Below are 16441 nucleotides of genomic sequence, written 5' to 3' on the forward strand. Positions count from 1 at the left end.
ATATTCCGTACACTTTAGAATAGCCCTCGGTTAATCATCGGTTAATCAACGCCACACATTGTGTGCCTCACTTGTATCGGACTAAGGCTTGACCATGCGGCATCTGTTTACCTTTCTGCTGGTGTTGTTCGCCGGGTTGGCCCAGGCCGCGCCGGGCAACCCGTTTGAGACCAAACCCGATTTCCTCCCGGTGGGCAAGGCCTTTACCTTTACTTCCGAACGTCTTGAAAGTGGCGAGACCCAGTTGTATTGGCAAATTGCCGACGGTTATTACCTGTACAAGCAGCGCATGAAGTTCGAAGGCCTGGCCGCCCAGCCGGCACTGCCGCAAGGCGAGGCCCATAGCGACGAGTTCTTTGGCGAGCAGGAAGTGTATCGCCAGGGCCTGGAAGTGAAGCTACCCGCCGGGGCCACCGGCCAGGTCAAACTGGGCTGGCAGGGCTGCGCCGATGCAGGCCTGTGCTACCCGCCGCAGTCGATCACTGTAGACCTGGGCGGCAACCCCGCCGTCGCCGCCACCGCGCAAGCCCAGGACCAGAGCCTGGCCAGCGGCCTGCAACAGCGCAGCCTGGGCTGGAGCCTGCTGGTGTTCTTCGGCCTGGGCCTACTGCTGGCATTTACGCCGTGTTCACTGCCGATGCTGCCAATCCTCGCCGGCCTGGTGGCGGGCAGTGGCGCCAGTCCTCGCCGTGGTTTTGCCCTGGCCAGCAGCTACGTGGTGTGCATGGCGCTGGTGTATGCGGCGCTCGGCGTATTGGCGGCATTGCTCGGCGCCAATCTCGCCGCGCTGCTGCAAACCCCCTGGATTCTCGGCAGTTTCGCTGCGTTGTTCGTGATCCTCGCCCTGCCGATGTTCGGCTTCTTTGAACTGCAACTGCCCGCCTTCCTACGCGATCGCCTGGACAACGTCAGCCGCAAGCAAAGCGGTGGCAGCCTGATCGGCGCCGGGGTGCTCGGCGCGCTGTCCGGCCTATTGGTCGGGCCTTGCATGACTGCGCCACTGGCGGGCGTCCTGCTGTATATCGCGCAAAGCGGCAATGCGCTGCACGGTGGTTTGATTCTGTTCTACATGGGCATCGGCATGGGTATTCCACTGTTGCTGCTGGTGACCGTCGGCAACCGCTTCCTGCCCAAGCCGGGCAACTGGATGAACGTGCTCAAGGGCATCTTCGGCTTCCTGTTCCTGGGTACCGCCGTGCTGATGATTCGCCCGGTGGTCGGCGAAAGCCTGTGGATCGGCCTGTGGGGCGCATTGGCGCTGGTGATGGCCTACTGCGGCTGGACCCTGGCCCGCGAGTACGGCCTGGCGGCCAAGGTATTCGGCGCCGGTTCGCTGGTGCTGGGCCTGTGGGGCGCAGTGCTGGTGGTGGGCGCGGCCGGTGGCGGCGACGATCTGTGGCAACCGCTGAAGGTGTACCGCGGCGCGCAGGTCGCCGGTGCGCCCACCGCCCATGACGCCTTCATGACCATCAACGACCCCGCCGTCCTGCAAAATCAACTCGACAGCGCCAAGGCCCAGGGCCAATGGGTGCTGGTGGACTACTACGCCGACTGGTGCGTGTCGTGCAAGATCATGGAAAAACAGGTGTTCGGCCAACCCAAAGTCCTCGATGCCCTCAAAGACGTACGCCTGCTGCGCCTGGACGTCACCGCCGACAATGCCGCCAGCCGCGAACTGCTGGGCCGCTACAAAGTACCGGGGCCACCGAGCTTCGTCTGGATCGGCCCTGACGGTGAAGAACGCCGCGCCCAGCGCATCACCGGCGAAGTGAATGCCGACGCCTTCCTGCAACGCTGGACCCAAGCCCGGGACGCCCTCTGATGCTGACCCTGACCATCGGCACCTTCGCCATCGCGTTGAATCATATCCTGCTGATCAGCGCGTTGATTCTCGCCACCCTGGTGGGCTGGCGCGTGGCCAAGCGTGGCGGTGAGAACCCGGAATCGGTGCTGTTCAGCCTGTTCCTGCTGGGCATGCTCGCGGCACGCGTCAGCTTTGTACTGATGTACTGGAGCTACTACAGCAGCGACTGGCTGCAGATGGTCGACCTGCGCGACGGCGGCTTTCTCGCCTGGCCCGGCATCATCACCCTGATCCTCGGTGCGCTGGCCTACGGCTGGCGCCGCCCGGCGCTGCGTAAGCCACTGAGCGCCGGGGTCATCACCGGCCTGCTGTTCTGGGGCATGACCAGCCTGTCCTTGAGCGTGTATGAAAAAGGCACGCGCCTGCCGGACATCACCCTGCGCAACGCCAATGGCGAAGTGGTGCAACTGGCGGATTACCAGGGCGGTCCACTGGTGATCAATCTGTGGGCCACCTGGTGCCCGCCCTGCCGCCGCGAAATGCCGGTACTGGAAAGCGCCCAGCGCATGCGGCCTGACGTGACCTTCCTGTTCGTCAACCAGGCCGAAAGCATGCAAAGCGTCAGCACCTACCTGGCCACCCAGGGCCTGAACCTGGACAACGTCCTGTTTGACGCCAGCGGCCGCCTCGGCCAGGCCGTGGGTTCCATGGCCCTGCCGACCACCTTGTTCTACCAAGCCGACGGACGCCTGATCAACAGCCACTTGGGCGAGTTGTCCCAGGCCAGCCTGGCCCGTGCCATGGAACCCTTCGACACCGCCCCTGCTGCCACAAGGAAACCGACATGCCAAGCCTCCGCCACCTGCTGACCCTACTGCCGCTGACGCTGGCGGCCACCCTGGCCCAGGCCGAAGACTGGCCGGCGCCGATCAAACAGATCGAAGCCAAGGGCGCCAGGATCATCGGCAAATTCGACGCCCCCAGCGGCCTTACCGGCTACGCCGCGCAATACCAGAACCGCGGCATGGCGCTGTACCTGACCGCCGACGGCAAAAGCGTGATCGCCGGCAACCTGTACGATGCCCAGGGCAATGACCTGAGCACCGCGCCCCTGGAAAAACTGGTGTACGCGCCGATGGCCAAGGAAGTCTGGGCCAAGATGGAAAAAAGCAGCTGGATCCAGGACGGCGACGTTAAAGCGCCACGCATCGTCTACCTGTTCAGCGACCCTAACTGCCCGTACTGCAACATGTTCTGGGAACAGGCGCGGCCATGGGTCAAGGCCGGCAAGGTGCAGTTGCGCCACATCATGGTCGGCATCATCCGCGAAGACAGCGCGGCCAAGTCCGCCGCCCTGTTCGCCGCCAAAGACCCGCAAAAAGCCCTGGAAGAACACGAAGCAGCCGGCAAGGGCAGTAAATTGCAGGCAATGGCGAAGATCCCGGCCGATATCGAAGCCAAGCTCGATGCCAATATGAAGTTGATGGATGAGCTGGAGTTGTCGGCGACGCCGGCGATTTTCTACCTGGATGACAAGGGTGGCTTGCAGCAACAGCAGGGGGCGCCGTCGCCGGATAAGTTGGTGAAGATTCTTGGGCCGAGATAGGCGTTGCCTGGGATGACGCCATCGGGGGCAAGCCCCCTCCCACATGTTGATGTGTGAATACATTCAAGTGTGGGTGGGGGGCTGCGACGCTTAAAGCCCCTCCAACTCCGCCATCAAATCACTCAGCCGATCCACCTTCTCCGCGCTGATCTCATTGGCCGCCAACCCGTCGATGTACCCCGCCAATTGCGCCACTGTGCTGCATTCGAACATCGCCCGCAGCGGCACATCCCGCTGCAAGGTCTTCTGCACCCGCGAGGCAATCTGTGTGGCCAGCAATGAATGCCCGCCGAGTTCGAAGAAGTTGTCTTCGACGCCCACCCGCTCGACCTTGAGCACTTCGGCCCAGATTGCAGCCAAGGAGGTTTCCAGTTCGTTGCGCGGCGCCAGGTAGTCCTGGCTGTGCAACTGGCCGATTTCCAGTGCCGGCAGGGCCTTGCGGTCGAGTTTGCCGTTGGCGTTGAGCGGCAGGCGGTCAAGCCATAGCCAGTGCAACGGCACCATGTATTCCGGCAGCTCGGCGCGCAGGCGTTGCTTGATGCGGTCCAGGCGTTCGCTTGGGTTCAGCGCTTCATCGGCCGCCACCAGGTAACCCACCAGGTGCTTGCCGTTGACGCCCTCTTGCACGCCCACTGCGGCATCGCGCACTTCGGGTTGTTCGTGCAGGCGCGCTTCGATTTCACCCAGTTCGATGCGGTAGCCGCGAATCTTCACTTGATGGTCGATACGCCCAACATATTCCAGCACGCCATCGCTGCGCCGACGCGCCAGGTCGCCCGTGCGGTAAAGCCGGTCGCCCGGTGCACCGAACGGGTTCGGCACAAACACTCCGGCCGTGCGCAACGGGTCGCTGACATAACCACGGCCGACGCCAGTGCCGGCCACACACAACTCACCGACAGCACCTTGGGGCACCAGCTCCAGCGCGCCATCCAGCAGATACAGACGGTTGTTGTCGGTCGGTGTGCCGATCGGCAGATAGGTGCCACGGGTCGACGCCAGATCGACGCGGAAGAACGCCACGTCATCCGAGCATTCGGCCGGGCCATAAGCATTCACCAAACCGATCTGCGGGTAGCGCAGCAACCATTGGTGCGCCAGTTCCGGTGGCATCGCTTCACCGGTGGGCAGCATCCAGCGCAGGCCGTCGAGGCTGATGCGGTCCTGGGCCAGCATGCCCTGGATCAGCGACGGCACGCTCTCCAGCACGGTGATGCCCTGCGCCTCAACGTGGGCCAGCAAGCCTTGGGGATCATGGGCGATGGTGTTCGGCACGATGTCCACCCGCGCGCCGAACAACGGCGCGGCGAGAAATTGCCACACGGAAATATCGAAGCTCTGCGACGCAGTTTGCGCGATCACATCCGCCGGGCTCAGGTCCAGGTACGGCAGTTTGCTCAATTGGTTGTTGAGCATGCCGCGCTGTTCGACCATCACGCCTTTGGGCAGGCCGGTCGAGCCCGAGGTGTAGATCACGTAGGCGAGGTTGTCCGGGCCGCTGTAGATGCCTGGGTTTTCACCACGCGCCGGCACGTCTTCCCATACCAGCAATTGGCAGTCGACACCGTCAAGCAACTCGATGGCCTGCTCACGGCACGCCTCGGTGCACACCAGCAACGGCGTACGGCTCATGTCGATGATGCGGCTCAAGCGCTGGCTTGGCAGGCCTGGGTCCAGCGGCAGGTAACCGGCACCGGCCTTGAAGCTGCCGATGATCATGCCCAGCAGGTCGAGGTTACGCTCGGCCAACAGTGCCACCGGTTGATCCAGGCCGACGCCCGCCGCGATCAGCGCATGGCCGAGGCCATTACTGCGACGGTTGAGTTCATCGAACGTCCATTGCTGGTCCAGGCAACTGGCGGCGATCCGCTGCGGATGCTCGCCGACTTGCGCTTCGAACAGCTCTATATAGGTGCGGTCCAGCGGGTAGGCGTGCTCACTCTGGTTGCAGCCTTCTACCAGGAACTCGCGCTCCTGCTCGCCAATCAACGGCAGGTCGGCCATGTCGCCATGGAAGCCCTGCACCAGCGCCAACAGCAGGCGCTTGAACTCGCCGAGCATGCCTTGCACGGTGGTTTCGTCGAAGTAACGCTGGTCGTAAGACAGGTGCAAGCCCAGGTCATCACCGGGGTAACACACCGCGGTCAGCGGGAAGTTGGTGTGGGTGCGACCGGAATCCGAAGTGGCATTCAGGCTTTGCGCACGGTCCAGCACAGAGGTTTCCACCGGGGCGTTTTCGAACACGAACAGGCTGTCGAACAGCGGCTGGCCCTTGGGCAGTTCGCTGTGTTCCTGGATCGTCACCAGCGGCAAATATTCGTACTCGCGCAGCTGCATATTGCTGTCGAGCAGGCCGTTCAACCATTGGCGCACGCTGCACGGTTGATCGTCTTGCGGCAGCTTCACCCGCAGCGCGATGCTGTTGATAAACAGGCCGACGGTGCGTTGCATCTCCGGCATTTGCACCGGGCGCCCGGCCACGGTAACGCCGAACAGCACGTCGCGGTCGCCGCTCAAGCGGCGCAGCACCAGGGCCCATGCCGCCTGGGCAAAGGTGTTGATAGTGAGCTGATGGGCCTGGGCCAGTTCCCGCAGTTGCGCGCCATCACGGGCATCCAGGCGGGTGTAGCAGTCGCCCACCACCATGCCGCCGCTGTGGCCGGCGTGTTCGCGCAGGAACGGCCGGTCGCTCGGGATCGGCGTGGTGCGCTCAAAGCCTTGCAAGTTCTGCTGCCACCACTGGCGTGCTTCATTCAGGTTCTGGCGTTGCAGCCAGGCGATGTAGTCGCGATAACGCGGCGGTGTGGCCAATTGCGCCTCAACGCCTTCGCCCAGGGCCATGTAGATCTCGAAGAAGTCATTCATCAGCAGCGAACGGCACCAGGCATCGATGAGGATGTGGTGGTTGCTCATCATGAACCAGTAGCGCGCTTCGCCGACGCGGATCAGGCGCAGGTGGAACGGCGCCTGGTTGAGCAGATCGAAGCCGGCTTCACGTTCGGCCTTGAGCAGCGCTTGCAGGCGCGGCTCTTGCTCAGCCTCGGGGTCCTGGCTCCAGTCGAGGTACTCAATCGGCGTGCTGCCGGGTTTGTGGATCACTTGCAGCATGTCTTCGCCGACGTTCCAGCAGAACGAGGCGCGCAAGGCTTCATGACGGGCGATCACCGCTTGCCAGGCCTGGGCAAAGCGCTCCGGGTCGAGGGCGCTGTTGATGCGGTAGCGGTCCTGCATGTAGTACAGGCCGGTGCCTGGTTCGAGCAAGGTGTGCAGCAACAGGCCCTCTTGCATCGGGGTCAGCGGGTACACGTCTTCGATGGCGCTGGCCGGAACCGGCAAGCTGTCGAGTTGCGGCTGGGTCAGGTGCGCCAGGGGGAAGTCGGACGGCGTAAGGCCGCCGGCATCGTCCCTGAGGCAATGCGCGATCAGGCTGTGCAGCTCGGCCAGGTAGGCTTCGGCCAACTCGCGGACGGTGTGTGCATCGTGGCGTTCGCGGCTGAAGGTCCAGCGCAGCACCAGTTCACCGCCATACACCTGGCTGTCGACGCTCAGGACGTTGGGCAGCGGCGCATCCGGGTCGTGGGCCAGGCCCGCCGATTCATCCAGCGGATGGAACAGCGCCTCGCTGCCGAAACTCTGGTCGAACTGCCCCAGGTAGTTGAAGGTGATGTCGGCGGTCGGCAGCGCGGCCATGGTCTGCTTGCACAGGTCGTCCGCCAGGTAGCGCAGCACGCCATAACCGAGGCCCTTGTGCGGCACGCCGCGCAGTTGTTCCTTGATGGCCTTGATCGAGTCGCCCTGTTCAGCCTGCGGCGTCAAGCGCAATGGGTAGGCACTGGTGAACCAGCCGACGCTGCGGGTCAGGTCGATCTCGTCGAACAGGGTTTCGCGGCCATGGCCCTCCAGTTGGATCAGCGCCGAGTCGTGCCCGCTCCAGCGGCACAACACGCGGGCCAAGGCGGTCAACAACAGGTCGTTGACCTGGGTGCGATATGCGCTTGGGGCTTGTTGCAGCAACTGACGGGTGTGTTCGGCATCCAGGCGCACACTGACGGTTTCGGCATCGCGATTGCGTAACGAGCCCTGCGCACGGTCCACCGGCAACGCCACGGCCGGGCCCGCCAATTGGTCCTGCCACACATTCAATTCTTCGCGCAGGGATTCGCTGCTGGCATAGGCCTGCAAGCGTGCGGCCCAGTCACGTAGCGCGCTGGTCTTGGCCGGCAGGCTGACGGATTGGCCTTCGCTGAGTTGGCGATAGACGTTCTGCAGGTCTTCGAGCAACACCCGCCACGACACGCCATCCACCACCAAGTGATGGATCGCGATCAGCAAGCGTTGCTGGCCTTCGGGGCCATCCACCAGCAAGGCGCGCAGCAGCGGGCCGTGTTCCAGGTCGAGGCTGCGCTGGGTATCGGTGAACAGCGCGGTGCACTGCGCCATATCGCGCACTTGCGCCTGCATCAGCACGCCGCCCTGGGGCACGGCCATATGCTCGGCATGCCATTGCGCATGGCGCCGGGTGAAGCTCAGGCGCAGCGCGTCGTGGTGCTCCAGCACCGCCAGCAGCGCTTGCTCCAGGCGATGAGGTTCCAGCAATTGCAGCGGCTTGAGCACCAGCGCCTGGTTCCAGTGCTGACGCGCCGGGACGTCGGTGTCAAAGAACCAATGCTGGATCGGCGTGAGGCCCGAGCTGCCGGTGAGTACGCCCTGCTCCGCCGTGACCTGCTCGGAGCGCGTGGCGACGGCGGCCAGGGTTTGCACGGTCTGATGCTGGAACAGGTCGCGGGGGCTGAAATGAATCCCCGCCTGCCGCGCCCGGCTGACCACCTGGATCGACAGGATCGAGTCGCCACCCAGTTCAAAGAAATTATCGTCCAGACCGACTTGCTGCACGTTCAACACCGCGCACCAGATCGCGGCCAAGGTGCTCTCCAGTTCGTTGCGCGGGGCCACGTACTGTTGGCGATTGGCCTCGGGGTCCGGTTGCGGCAAGGCGCGGCGGTCGAGCTTGCCGTTGGCGGTCAGCGGCATGCTGTCGAGCACGATCAGGTGTGCCGGCACCATGTAGTCCGGCAATTGCGCCTTGAGGTGGGTCTTCAACGCCTCGCGCAATGGGCCGTGCTCTGCGTCGCTGACCAGGTACGCCACCAGCTGTTTGCCACTCGGCGAATCCAGCGCCAGCACCACTGCCTCGCGCACGGCTTCGTGTTCCAGCAGGCGGGTTTCGATCTCGCCCAGCTCGATGCGGAAACCACGGATTTTCACCTGATGGTCGATACGCCCCAGGTACTCCACCAGGCCATCGGCGCGTTGGCGCACCAGGTCGCCGGTGCGGTACAGGCGGCCGCCATTGGCGGCAAACGGATCGGCGACAAAACGCTCCGCCGTCATGCCCGGACGCTCGTGGTAACCCTGGGCCAGGCCCGCGCCGCCGACGAACAACTCACCGGTCGCACCTTGGGGCACCAACGCCAGATCGGCGTCGAGAATGTACGCCACGCGGTCGCCGATAATGCTGCCGATCGGCACGCTGCCGGCGCCCTCTTCCAACTGCTGCGGCGCCAGGCTGGCCAGCGGCATCACCACGGTTTCGGTCGGGCCATAGGCGTTGAAAAACACCTCGGGCTGGAAGGCTGCGCGAATGCGCTGCAAGTGTTCGCCGGTCAGGGCTTCGCCGCCAGTGATGCATATGCGTACCGGCAGGGTCTGGTGTTGAGTCGCCAGCCACTGCGCCAATTGGCTGCCGTAGCTCGGGGTAAAACCGAGAATATTGATGCCATGGGTGCGGATCAGCCCGCAGATTTCCTCCGCATCCCACTGGCCCTGGGCCCGCAAGACCACTTGCGCGCCGCTGAGCAACGGCACCAGCAAACGCTCGGTGGCGGCGTCGAAGTTGATCGAATAGAAATGCAGCTCGCAGTCATCCGGGCGCATGCCGAAACGCTCGATCACGGCCTGGCAATGCATGGCGATTTCGCCGTGGGACACCACCACGCCTTTCGGTTTGCCGGTAGAGCCGGAGGTGTAGATCAGGTACGCCTGGTGTTGCGCCAGGCTGATAAACGGTAGCTCATCGGCCGGGTAGTTCGCCAGCACGGGCGAGTCATCCTCCAGGCACCAGCACGCCACTGTAGCCGGCAGTTCACCGAGGGCTTCGAACATCGCCGCGTCGCTGAGCAGCAGGCCGATGCCGCTGTCTTCGATCATGTAGTGCAGGCGATCCAGCGGGTATTCCGGGTCCAGCGGCACATAGGCGCCGCCGGCCTTGAGGATCGCCAGCAGGCCGACGACCATTTCCAGGGAACGCGGCAGCGCCAGGCCGACCCGCACCTGCGGGCCGACGCCGCGTTCGCGCAGCATCCAGGCCAGGCGATTGGCACGGGCATTGAGTTCTGCGTAAGTGAGGGTCACGCCGGCAAAAGTCAGGGCCGGCGCATCCGCACGCTTGAGTGCCTGCTGGCTGAACAACTGGTGGATACACTGATCAAGGCGGTGCTCACCGGCCTCGACGCCCAGACTGTCCTGCAATGCGCGTTGTTCGGTGGCGGTCAGCAGCGGCAGTTCACTGAGGCGTTGTTGCGGGTCGCCAATCAACGCTTCCAGCAGGTTGCGCCAATGTTCAGCCATGCGCGCAATGCGCGGTTCGTCGAACAGATCCGTGCTGTACGTCAGGCAGCAACCCAGGCGATGGTCGAGGTCGGTGACTTCCAGGTTGAGGTCGAACTTGGTCGCACGGGCATCGTTGGCCAGGTATTCGACGGTCATGCCGGCCAGTTGGCGGCTCTGCTGGAATTCCCAGCGCTGCACGTTGCACATCACCTGGAACAGCGGGTTGTAGGCGGCACTGCGCGGTGGTTGCAGGGCTTCCACCAGATGGTCGAACGGCAGGTCCTGGTGGGACTGGCCCTCGATCACGGTGTGACGCACCTGCTCGAACAATTGGCCGACATTCATCTGCCCATTGAGCTGGCAGCGCAGCACCTGGGTGTTGAGGAACGCGCCGATCAGCCCTTCGCTTTCCGGGCGGATGCGGTTGGCCACGGGGGCGCCGATGCGCAGGTCGGTCTGGCCGCTGTAGCGGTAGAGCAACACGGCCAGGGTCGCGGTCATGGTCATGAACAGCGTGAGGCCGCGTTCGGCATTGAAGGCGCGCACGCGGGCGGCCAGTTCGTCGCTCAGATCGAAGCGGTACAGCTCGCCCTGGTGGCTTTGCACTGGTGGCCGTGGACGGTCGCTCGGCAGCTCCAGCAGCGGATGTTCAGTGCCCAGTTGCGCGGTCCAGTAATCCAGTTGGCGTTGACGCTCGCCGGATTCCAGCCACTGACGCTGCCACACGCTGTAGTCGAGGTATTGCACCGGCAACGGCGCCAGCGGCGACAGGCGCTCGTCGATAAAGGCTTCGTACAGCGCGCTGAGTTCACGGGCAAAGATGTCCATGGCCCAGCCTTCGGTGACGATGTGGTGCAAGGTTAGCACCAGGTAGTGTTCCTGCTCGCCGGCCTTGACCACACAGGCGCGCAGCAACGGCCCGGTTTCCAGGTTGAAGGGCGTGTGGGCCTCATGATCGGCCAGTTGCTGCAAGCGCTGCTGGCGCTCGGTTTCGTTCAGCGTGGAAATATCCTGCCAGTCCATGCGCAGGCCAGTCTGCGGCGCGACCTTTTGACAGGCCACGCCGTCGACGCTCGGGAACGTGGTGCGCAGGGTTTCGTGGCGCATGATCAAGGCCTGCAACGCGGCTTCGAAACGCCCCACGTCCAGCACACCCCGCAGGCGCGCCATGCCGCCGACGTTGTAGGCAGGGCTATCCGGTTCCATCTGCCAGAGGAACCACATGCGCTGCTGGGAATAGGACAACGGCACCGGCTGGCTGCGGTCGACCTGGGCAATCGCAGTTTGCTGGTTGCGCTGGCCCGATGCCTGGATCTGCTCGACTTGCTCGGCAAACGCGCCCAGTTCGCTGGCTTCAAACAAGGTGCGCAGCGGCAGTTCGACGTCACAGGCCTGGCGGGTACGGGAGATGATTTGCGTGGCCAGCAGCGAGTGGCCGCCAAGGGCGAAGAAGTCGTCGCGCAGGCCGATTGTTGGCAGGCCGAGCACTTCGCGCCAGATCGAGGCGATCTGCTGCTGCAGCACTGTTTCGGGTTCAATATGTTCGCGGGTTTGCCACACCGGCTCCGGCAATGCGCGGCGGTCCAGCTTGCCGCTGGGGCTCAGGGGCATGGCGTCCAGGCGCATCAGTTGCGCGGGCACCATGTACTCAGGCAGCTCGGCGGCCAGGGCGGCTTTCACGTCCTGTTCATCCAGTGCGGTGCTGGCGGTGTAGTAACCGATCAGCGTGGCGTTGCGCACCAGCACCACGGCCTGGGCGATACCGTCCAGGGCCAGCAGGCGTGCTTCGATTTCTTCCGGTTCCACACGGAAGCCGCGCAACTTGACCTGTTGATCGAGACGGCCGAGGTATTCGAGCACGCCGTCAGCGTTCCAGCGCACGCGGTCACCAGTGCGATACAGGCGTGCGCCGGCCTCGCCCAGCGGGTCGGCAATAAAACGTTCGGCGGTCAAACCGGCGCGCCCGAGGTAACCCCGCGCCAGGCCGATGCCACCGATACACAGTTCGCCAGGCACACCGGCTGGCAACAGGTTGAGGTGATCGTCCAATACGCGGCAGATCACATTGCCCAGCGGTCGGCCAATGGGCGAGCGCTCGCCATCTTCTGCGCTGCAGTGCCAATGGGTGACGTTGATCGCGGTTTCGGTCGGGCCATAGCGGTTGTGCAACTGCACCGCCGGCAACTGCGCCAATACGCGGTTGCGCAGTTCGGCGGGCAACGCCTCACCGCCAGAGAACAGGCGACGCAGGCTGGTGCATTCGGCCACCAACGGCTCGTCGATAAACAACTGCAAAAGCGGCGGCACAAAGTGCAGGGTGGTCACGCCGTGTTCCTGCACCAGCTGCGCAATGCGGTGCGGGTCGCGATGCTCACCCGGGCCGGCCAGCACCAGGCGGCAGCCGGTGATCAACGGCCAGAAGCATTCCCACACCGACACGTCAAAACTGATCGGTGCCTTTTGCATCAGCACGTCGGTGTCGTTGAGTTGGTAAGTGGCCTGCATCCACTGCAAGCGCTCGGCCAGCGCGCCATGGGTATTGCCCACGCCTTTGGGCTGGCCGGTGGAGCCGGAGGTGTAGATCACGTAGGCAAGGTTGTCGCCGTGCAGGTGCAGGCCCGGTGCCTGGGTCGGCCAGCGGTCCAGGTGCAGGCTGTCCATGGCGATGACGCACACGCCGTCGGCGCTCGGCAGTTGCTCCAGCAATGCGGTTTGGGTCAGCAGCAGTTGCACGCCGCTGTCCTTGAGCATGTAGGCCAGGCGCTCGGCGGGGTAATCCGGGTCCAGCGGCACGTAGGCGCCACCGGCCTTGATGATCGCCAGCAGGCCGATCAGCAGTTGCGGCGAACGCTCGGCGGCGATGGCCACGCACACGTCCGGGCCGACGCCTTTGTCGCGCAGGTAATGGGCCAGGCGGTTGGCCTGGGTGTGCAGTTGGGCGAAGGTCAGGCTGCCGCCCTGCCAGACCAGCGCGGTGGTGTCCGAAGTCTGCTGCTTGAGCAGCTCGGGCAACCATTGCTCAGCGGGCGCGCACGGCGCCTGGCTCCACGGTTGCTGCTCGTCCGCCAGCAGCAACTGCAGGTCGCCGAGGGCTTGCCGGGGTTGCTCGCAGATGGCGTGCAGCAGGTTGATGAAGTGTTCGGCAAGGCGCTGGATGGTGGCGCCTTCGAACAGCTCATCGGCGTAGTCGAACGCCAGGCTCAGGCGGCCGTTGCGGTCTTCTTCGGTATGCAGTTGCAGGTCGAACTTGGCTTCGCGGCTGTGCCACGGCAACTCATCGGCGAGCATGCCCGGCAGGCGGCGCAAAGCGCTGAGGTCGCGTTGCTGGTGGTTGAACATGACCTGGAACAGGCCTTGCTCTCGGGCCTGGGGGAAGGCTTCCAACAGCTGTTCGAAGGGCAGGTCCTGATGGGCCTGGGCGCCCAAGGCGGTTTCGCGGGTGGCGGCCAATAGCTGGTTGAACGGCAGGCGCCCGTCCAGCTCGGCACGCAGCACCAGGGTGTTGATAAAGAAGCCGATCAGGCCTTGGGTTTCCTGGCGCGGGCGGTTGGCGTTGGGCACGCCGATGCGGATATCGCGCTGGCCGCTGTAGCGATAGAGCAGGGTCTGGAACGCCGCCAGCAACAGCATAAAAGGCGTGGATTCGTTGGCCTGGGCGGTCTGGCGAATCGCTTCGCTGAGGCCGGCGCTCAGGCGCACGCTATGGCGCGCAGCACTGTGCAGGTGGTGGGCGGAGCGTGGGTGGTCGGTGGCCAGGCTCAGGGTCGGATGCTCGTCCCCCAGTTGGTTTTTCCAGTACGCCAGTTGACGCTGGCCTTCACCTTCGGCCAGCCATTGGCGCTGCCAGCTGCCGTAGTCGGCGTATTGCAGGGCGAGCGGCGGCAGCGCCAGGGATTGTCCCTGGGAAGCGGCGGCGTACAGGCGCGAGAACTCATCGATCAGGATGTTGAGCGACCAACCATCGGCAATGATGTGGTGCAGCGTCACCAGCAATTGGTGGTCTTCATCGTCCAGGCGCACCAGGGTCACCCACAGCAGCGGGCCTTTTTCCAGATCGAATTGCGTGCGCGCTTCGTCTTCGCGGATCTGCTGCGCACGGGCTTCGCGCTCGGCGGCGGGCAGGTCGCTGAGGTCGATGACTTGCAGGTCGAACGCTGCGTTGGCGTCAACGCGCTGGAAGGCTTGGCCGTCACGCTCGTAGAAGCGGGTGCGCAGGGCTTCGTGGCGCTGGATCAGGTGCTGGAAACTCAGGCGCACCGCGTCTTCGTCCAGCTCGCCACGCAGGCGCAGGCCGCCAGGAATGGTGTAGGCGCTGCTCTGCGGGTCCAGTTGCCAGGTGATCCACAGGCGATTCTGGGCCAGGGACTGGGGCAATTCGTCCTGGCGTGACAAGGCATGAATGGCGCCTTGGGCGACGCCGCCGTCCTGCTGCAATTGCGCAACATGGGCAGCAAATGTCGACAGGGTCGGTGCCTCGAACAGCATGCGCAGGTTCAGCTCCAGGCCAAGGGTTTCACGCAGGCGTGCGACCACTTGGGTGGCGGTGATGGAGTTGCCGCCGAGCAGGAAAAAGTGATCGTCGGCAGCGACACTCGCGACCTGCAACTGCTCGCACCAGATCGCCGCGATCTGCTGTTGCAAACCGCCGTCCAGCGCCACATCCCCAGCCTGCCCTTGCAGATCGGGGAATTGCGCGTAGCTGTCGAGGCTGCCATCGGCGTGGCGCAGCGCACAGGCCGCACGTTGCACCTTGCCGCTGGAGGTCTTGGGCAACGCGCCGGGGTTGAGCAGCACCACCACGCTCGGCGCCTCTTGGTACGCCTCGGCCACGGCCTGGCGGATGGCTTTGATCAGCGCTTCGGGCGGCAGGATTTTCTGCACGCTGCGGCTGATTTCGGCGGCGATGCCGATGCCTTCCAGGCCCTGGTCATTCACCGCAAACACCGCAACCCGGCCTTTGCGCACCACTTCCACTTCGCGCTCGATGGTTTGCTCGATGTCTTGCGGATAGAGGTTGTGACCGCGCACGATCAACAGGTCTTTGAGGCGGCCGGTGATGTACACCTCGCCAAAGCGGATAAAGCCCAGGTCGCCGGTACGCAGCCAGGTCCGCCCGGCGTGCTGGACGAAGGTCTTGGCGGTGGCTTCAGGATTGCGCCAGTAGCCGTGGGCGATGCTCGGACCGGTGGCCCAGAGTTCGCCGACGCTGCTGTCGGGCAATTCATCCAACGTGTGGGGATCAACGATCAGCACCGCGTGTTCCGGCTGGCTGGTGCCGCAACTCATGATCGCACTGCCCTGCCCCGGCTCTGCGCGGTTGGCGGCCAGCGCCGTCTCGTCGACGCGCAGCGCCGGGATGCCATGACCCCGGGTGCCGCCAGCGACAAACAGCGTCGCCTCGGCCAGGCCGTAGGACGCAAAGAAATGGTCTGAGCTGAAACCACAGGCGGCGAATTTTTCGGCGAAGCGCTCCAGGGTGTCGAGCCGGATCGGCTCGGAACCGGAATAGGCCACGCGCCACTTGCTCAGGTCCAGGCGCTCCAGGGCGGACTCGCTGACGCGCTCACTGCACAGGCGGTAGGCGAAATCCGGACCGCCGCTGATGGTGCCGCCGTATTCGCTGATCGCTTCGAGCCAGCGCAATGGCCGGCCAAGGAAGTACGCCGGCGACATCAGCACGCACGGCACGCCGCTGAAGATCGGTTGCAGCAGGCCGCCGATCAGGCCCATGTCGTGGTACAGCGGCAGCCAGCTGACAATCACGTCGTCGGGGTTGAGGTCGATGCCAAAGCCACGGCGGATCAGCACTTCGTTGGCCACCAGGTTGCCGTGGCTGACTTGCACGCCCTTGGGCAGCGCCGTGGAGCCGGAGGTGTATTGCAGGAAGGCGATGTCGTCGGGATGCAGCTCGGGGGCGACCCAATTGTCAGTGCCGTCCAAGGGGTCGACACTCAACACCGGCGGCGCATGTTCGATCTGCGCCAGGCCCTCGGCGAGGCTGGCGACGGTCAGCAGCAGGCGCGGTTCGGCGTCGCTGATGATCGACAGCAAACGCTCCTGGTGATGACGGCGGGTGGACTCCGGCGGGTAGGCCGGCACCGCGATCACCCCGGCGTACAGGCAGCCAAAGAACGCCGCGACGTAGTCCGGGCCGCTGGGAAACAACAGCACGGCGCGGTCGCCCAATTCGGCATTGGCCTGCAGGGCGCTGGCGATGGTGCGGGCGCGCTGGTCGAGGTCGCGGTAACTGAGCACAACGCTGTGCTCGGCGGACTCGGCCAGGAAGCGCAGAGCCACCTGGTCCGGGGTCTGCGCGGCGCGACGTTGAAGGGACTGGACCAGGGTGCGGGGAAGTTCGAAGGCGTCCATCTTGGGGTTCCTGCCTGAAATCGGCTTACGGGAAATTCGGGAATTGAGTAGCT

The 16441-nt window shown here is 64.5% G+C and carries 4 protein-coding genes; 3 read left to right on the forward strand and 1 reads right to left on the reverse strand.

Translation table 11 applies throughout. The annotated features are described in order from the left end of the window. Positions 1 to 94 precede the first annotated feature (94 nt). The 3 genes from dsbD to dsbG are packed head-to-tail and all read left to right on the forward strand — an operon-like array spanning position 95 to position 3410. Entirely contained in the window at positions 95 to 1822 is a 1728-nt protein-coding gene (gene dsbD / locus AB3G88_RS19295) for a protein-disulfide reductase DsbD (RefSeq protein WP_480451232.1), read from the forward strand. After that, positions 1822 to 2673 (forward strand): TlpA disulfide reductase family protein, encoded by an 852-nt coding sequence (locus tag AB3G88_RS19300; protein WP_112196351.1) that lies wholly within the window; start codon positions 1822 to 1824, stop codon positions 2671 to 2673. The genes dsbD and AB3G88_RS19300 overlap by 1 nt, the downstream gene beginning before the upstream one ends. Continuing rightward, positions 2649 to 3410: a thiol:disulfide interchange protein DsbG gene (gene dsbG, locus AB3G88_RS19305; protein WP_158876858.1), complete on the forward strand. Its 762-nt coding sequence runs from the start codon at positions 2649 to 2651 to the stop codon at positions 3408 to 3410. The genes AB3G88_RS19300 and dsbG overlap by 25 nt, the downstream gene beginning before the upstream one ends. Positions 3411 to 3500: 90 nt before the next feature. Here dsbG and AB3G88_RS19310 read toward each other — a convergent pair whose 3' ends face one another. Next, the gene (locus AB3G88_RS19310; RefSeq protein ID WP_480451235.1) at positions 3501 to 16388 is read right to left on the reverse strand and encodes a non-ribosomal peptide synthetase; all 12888 of its coding nucleotides are present in this window, start codon (positions 16386 to 16388) and stop codon (positions 3501 to 3503) included. Positions 16389 to 16441 lie beyond the last annotated feature (53 nt).

This window comes from Pseudomonas arvensis (assembly GCF_056688935.1).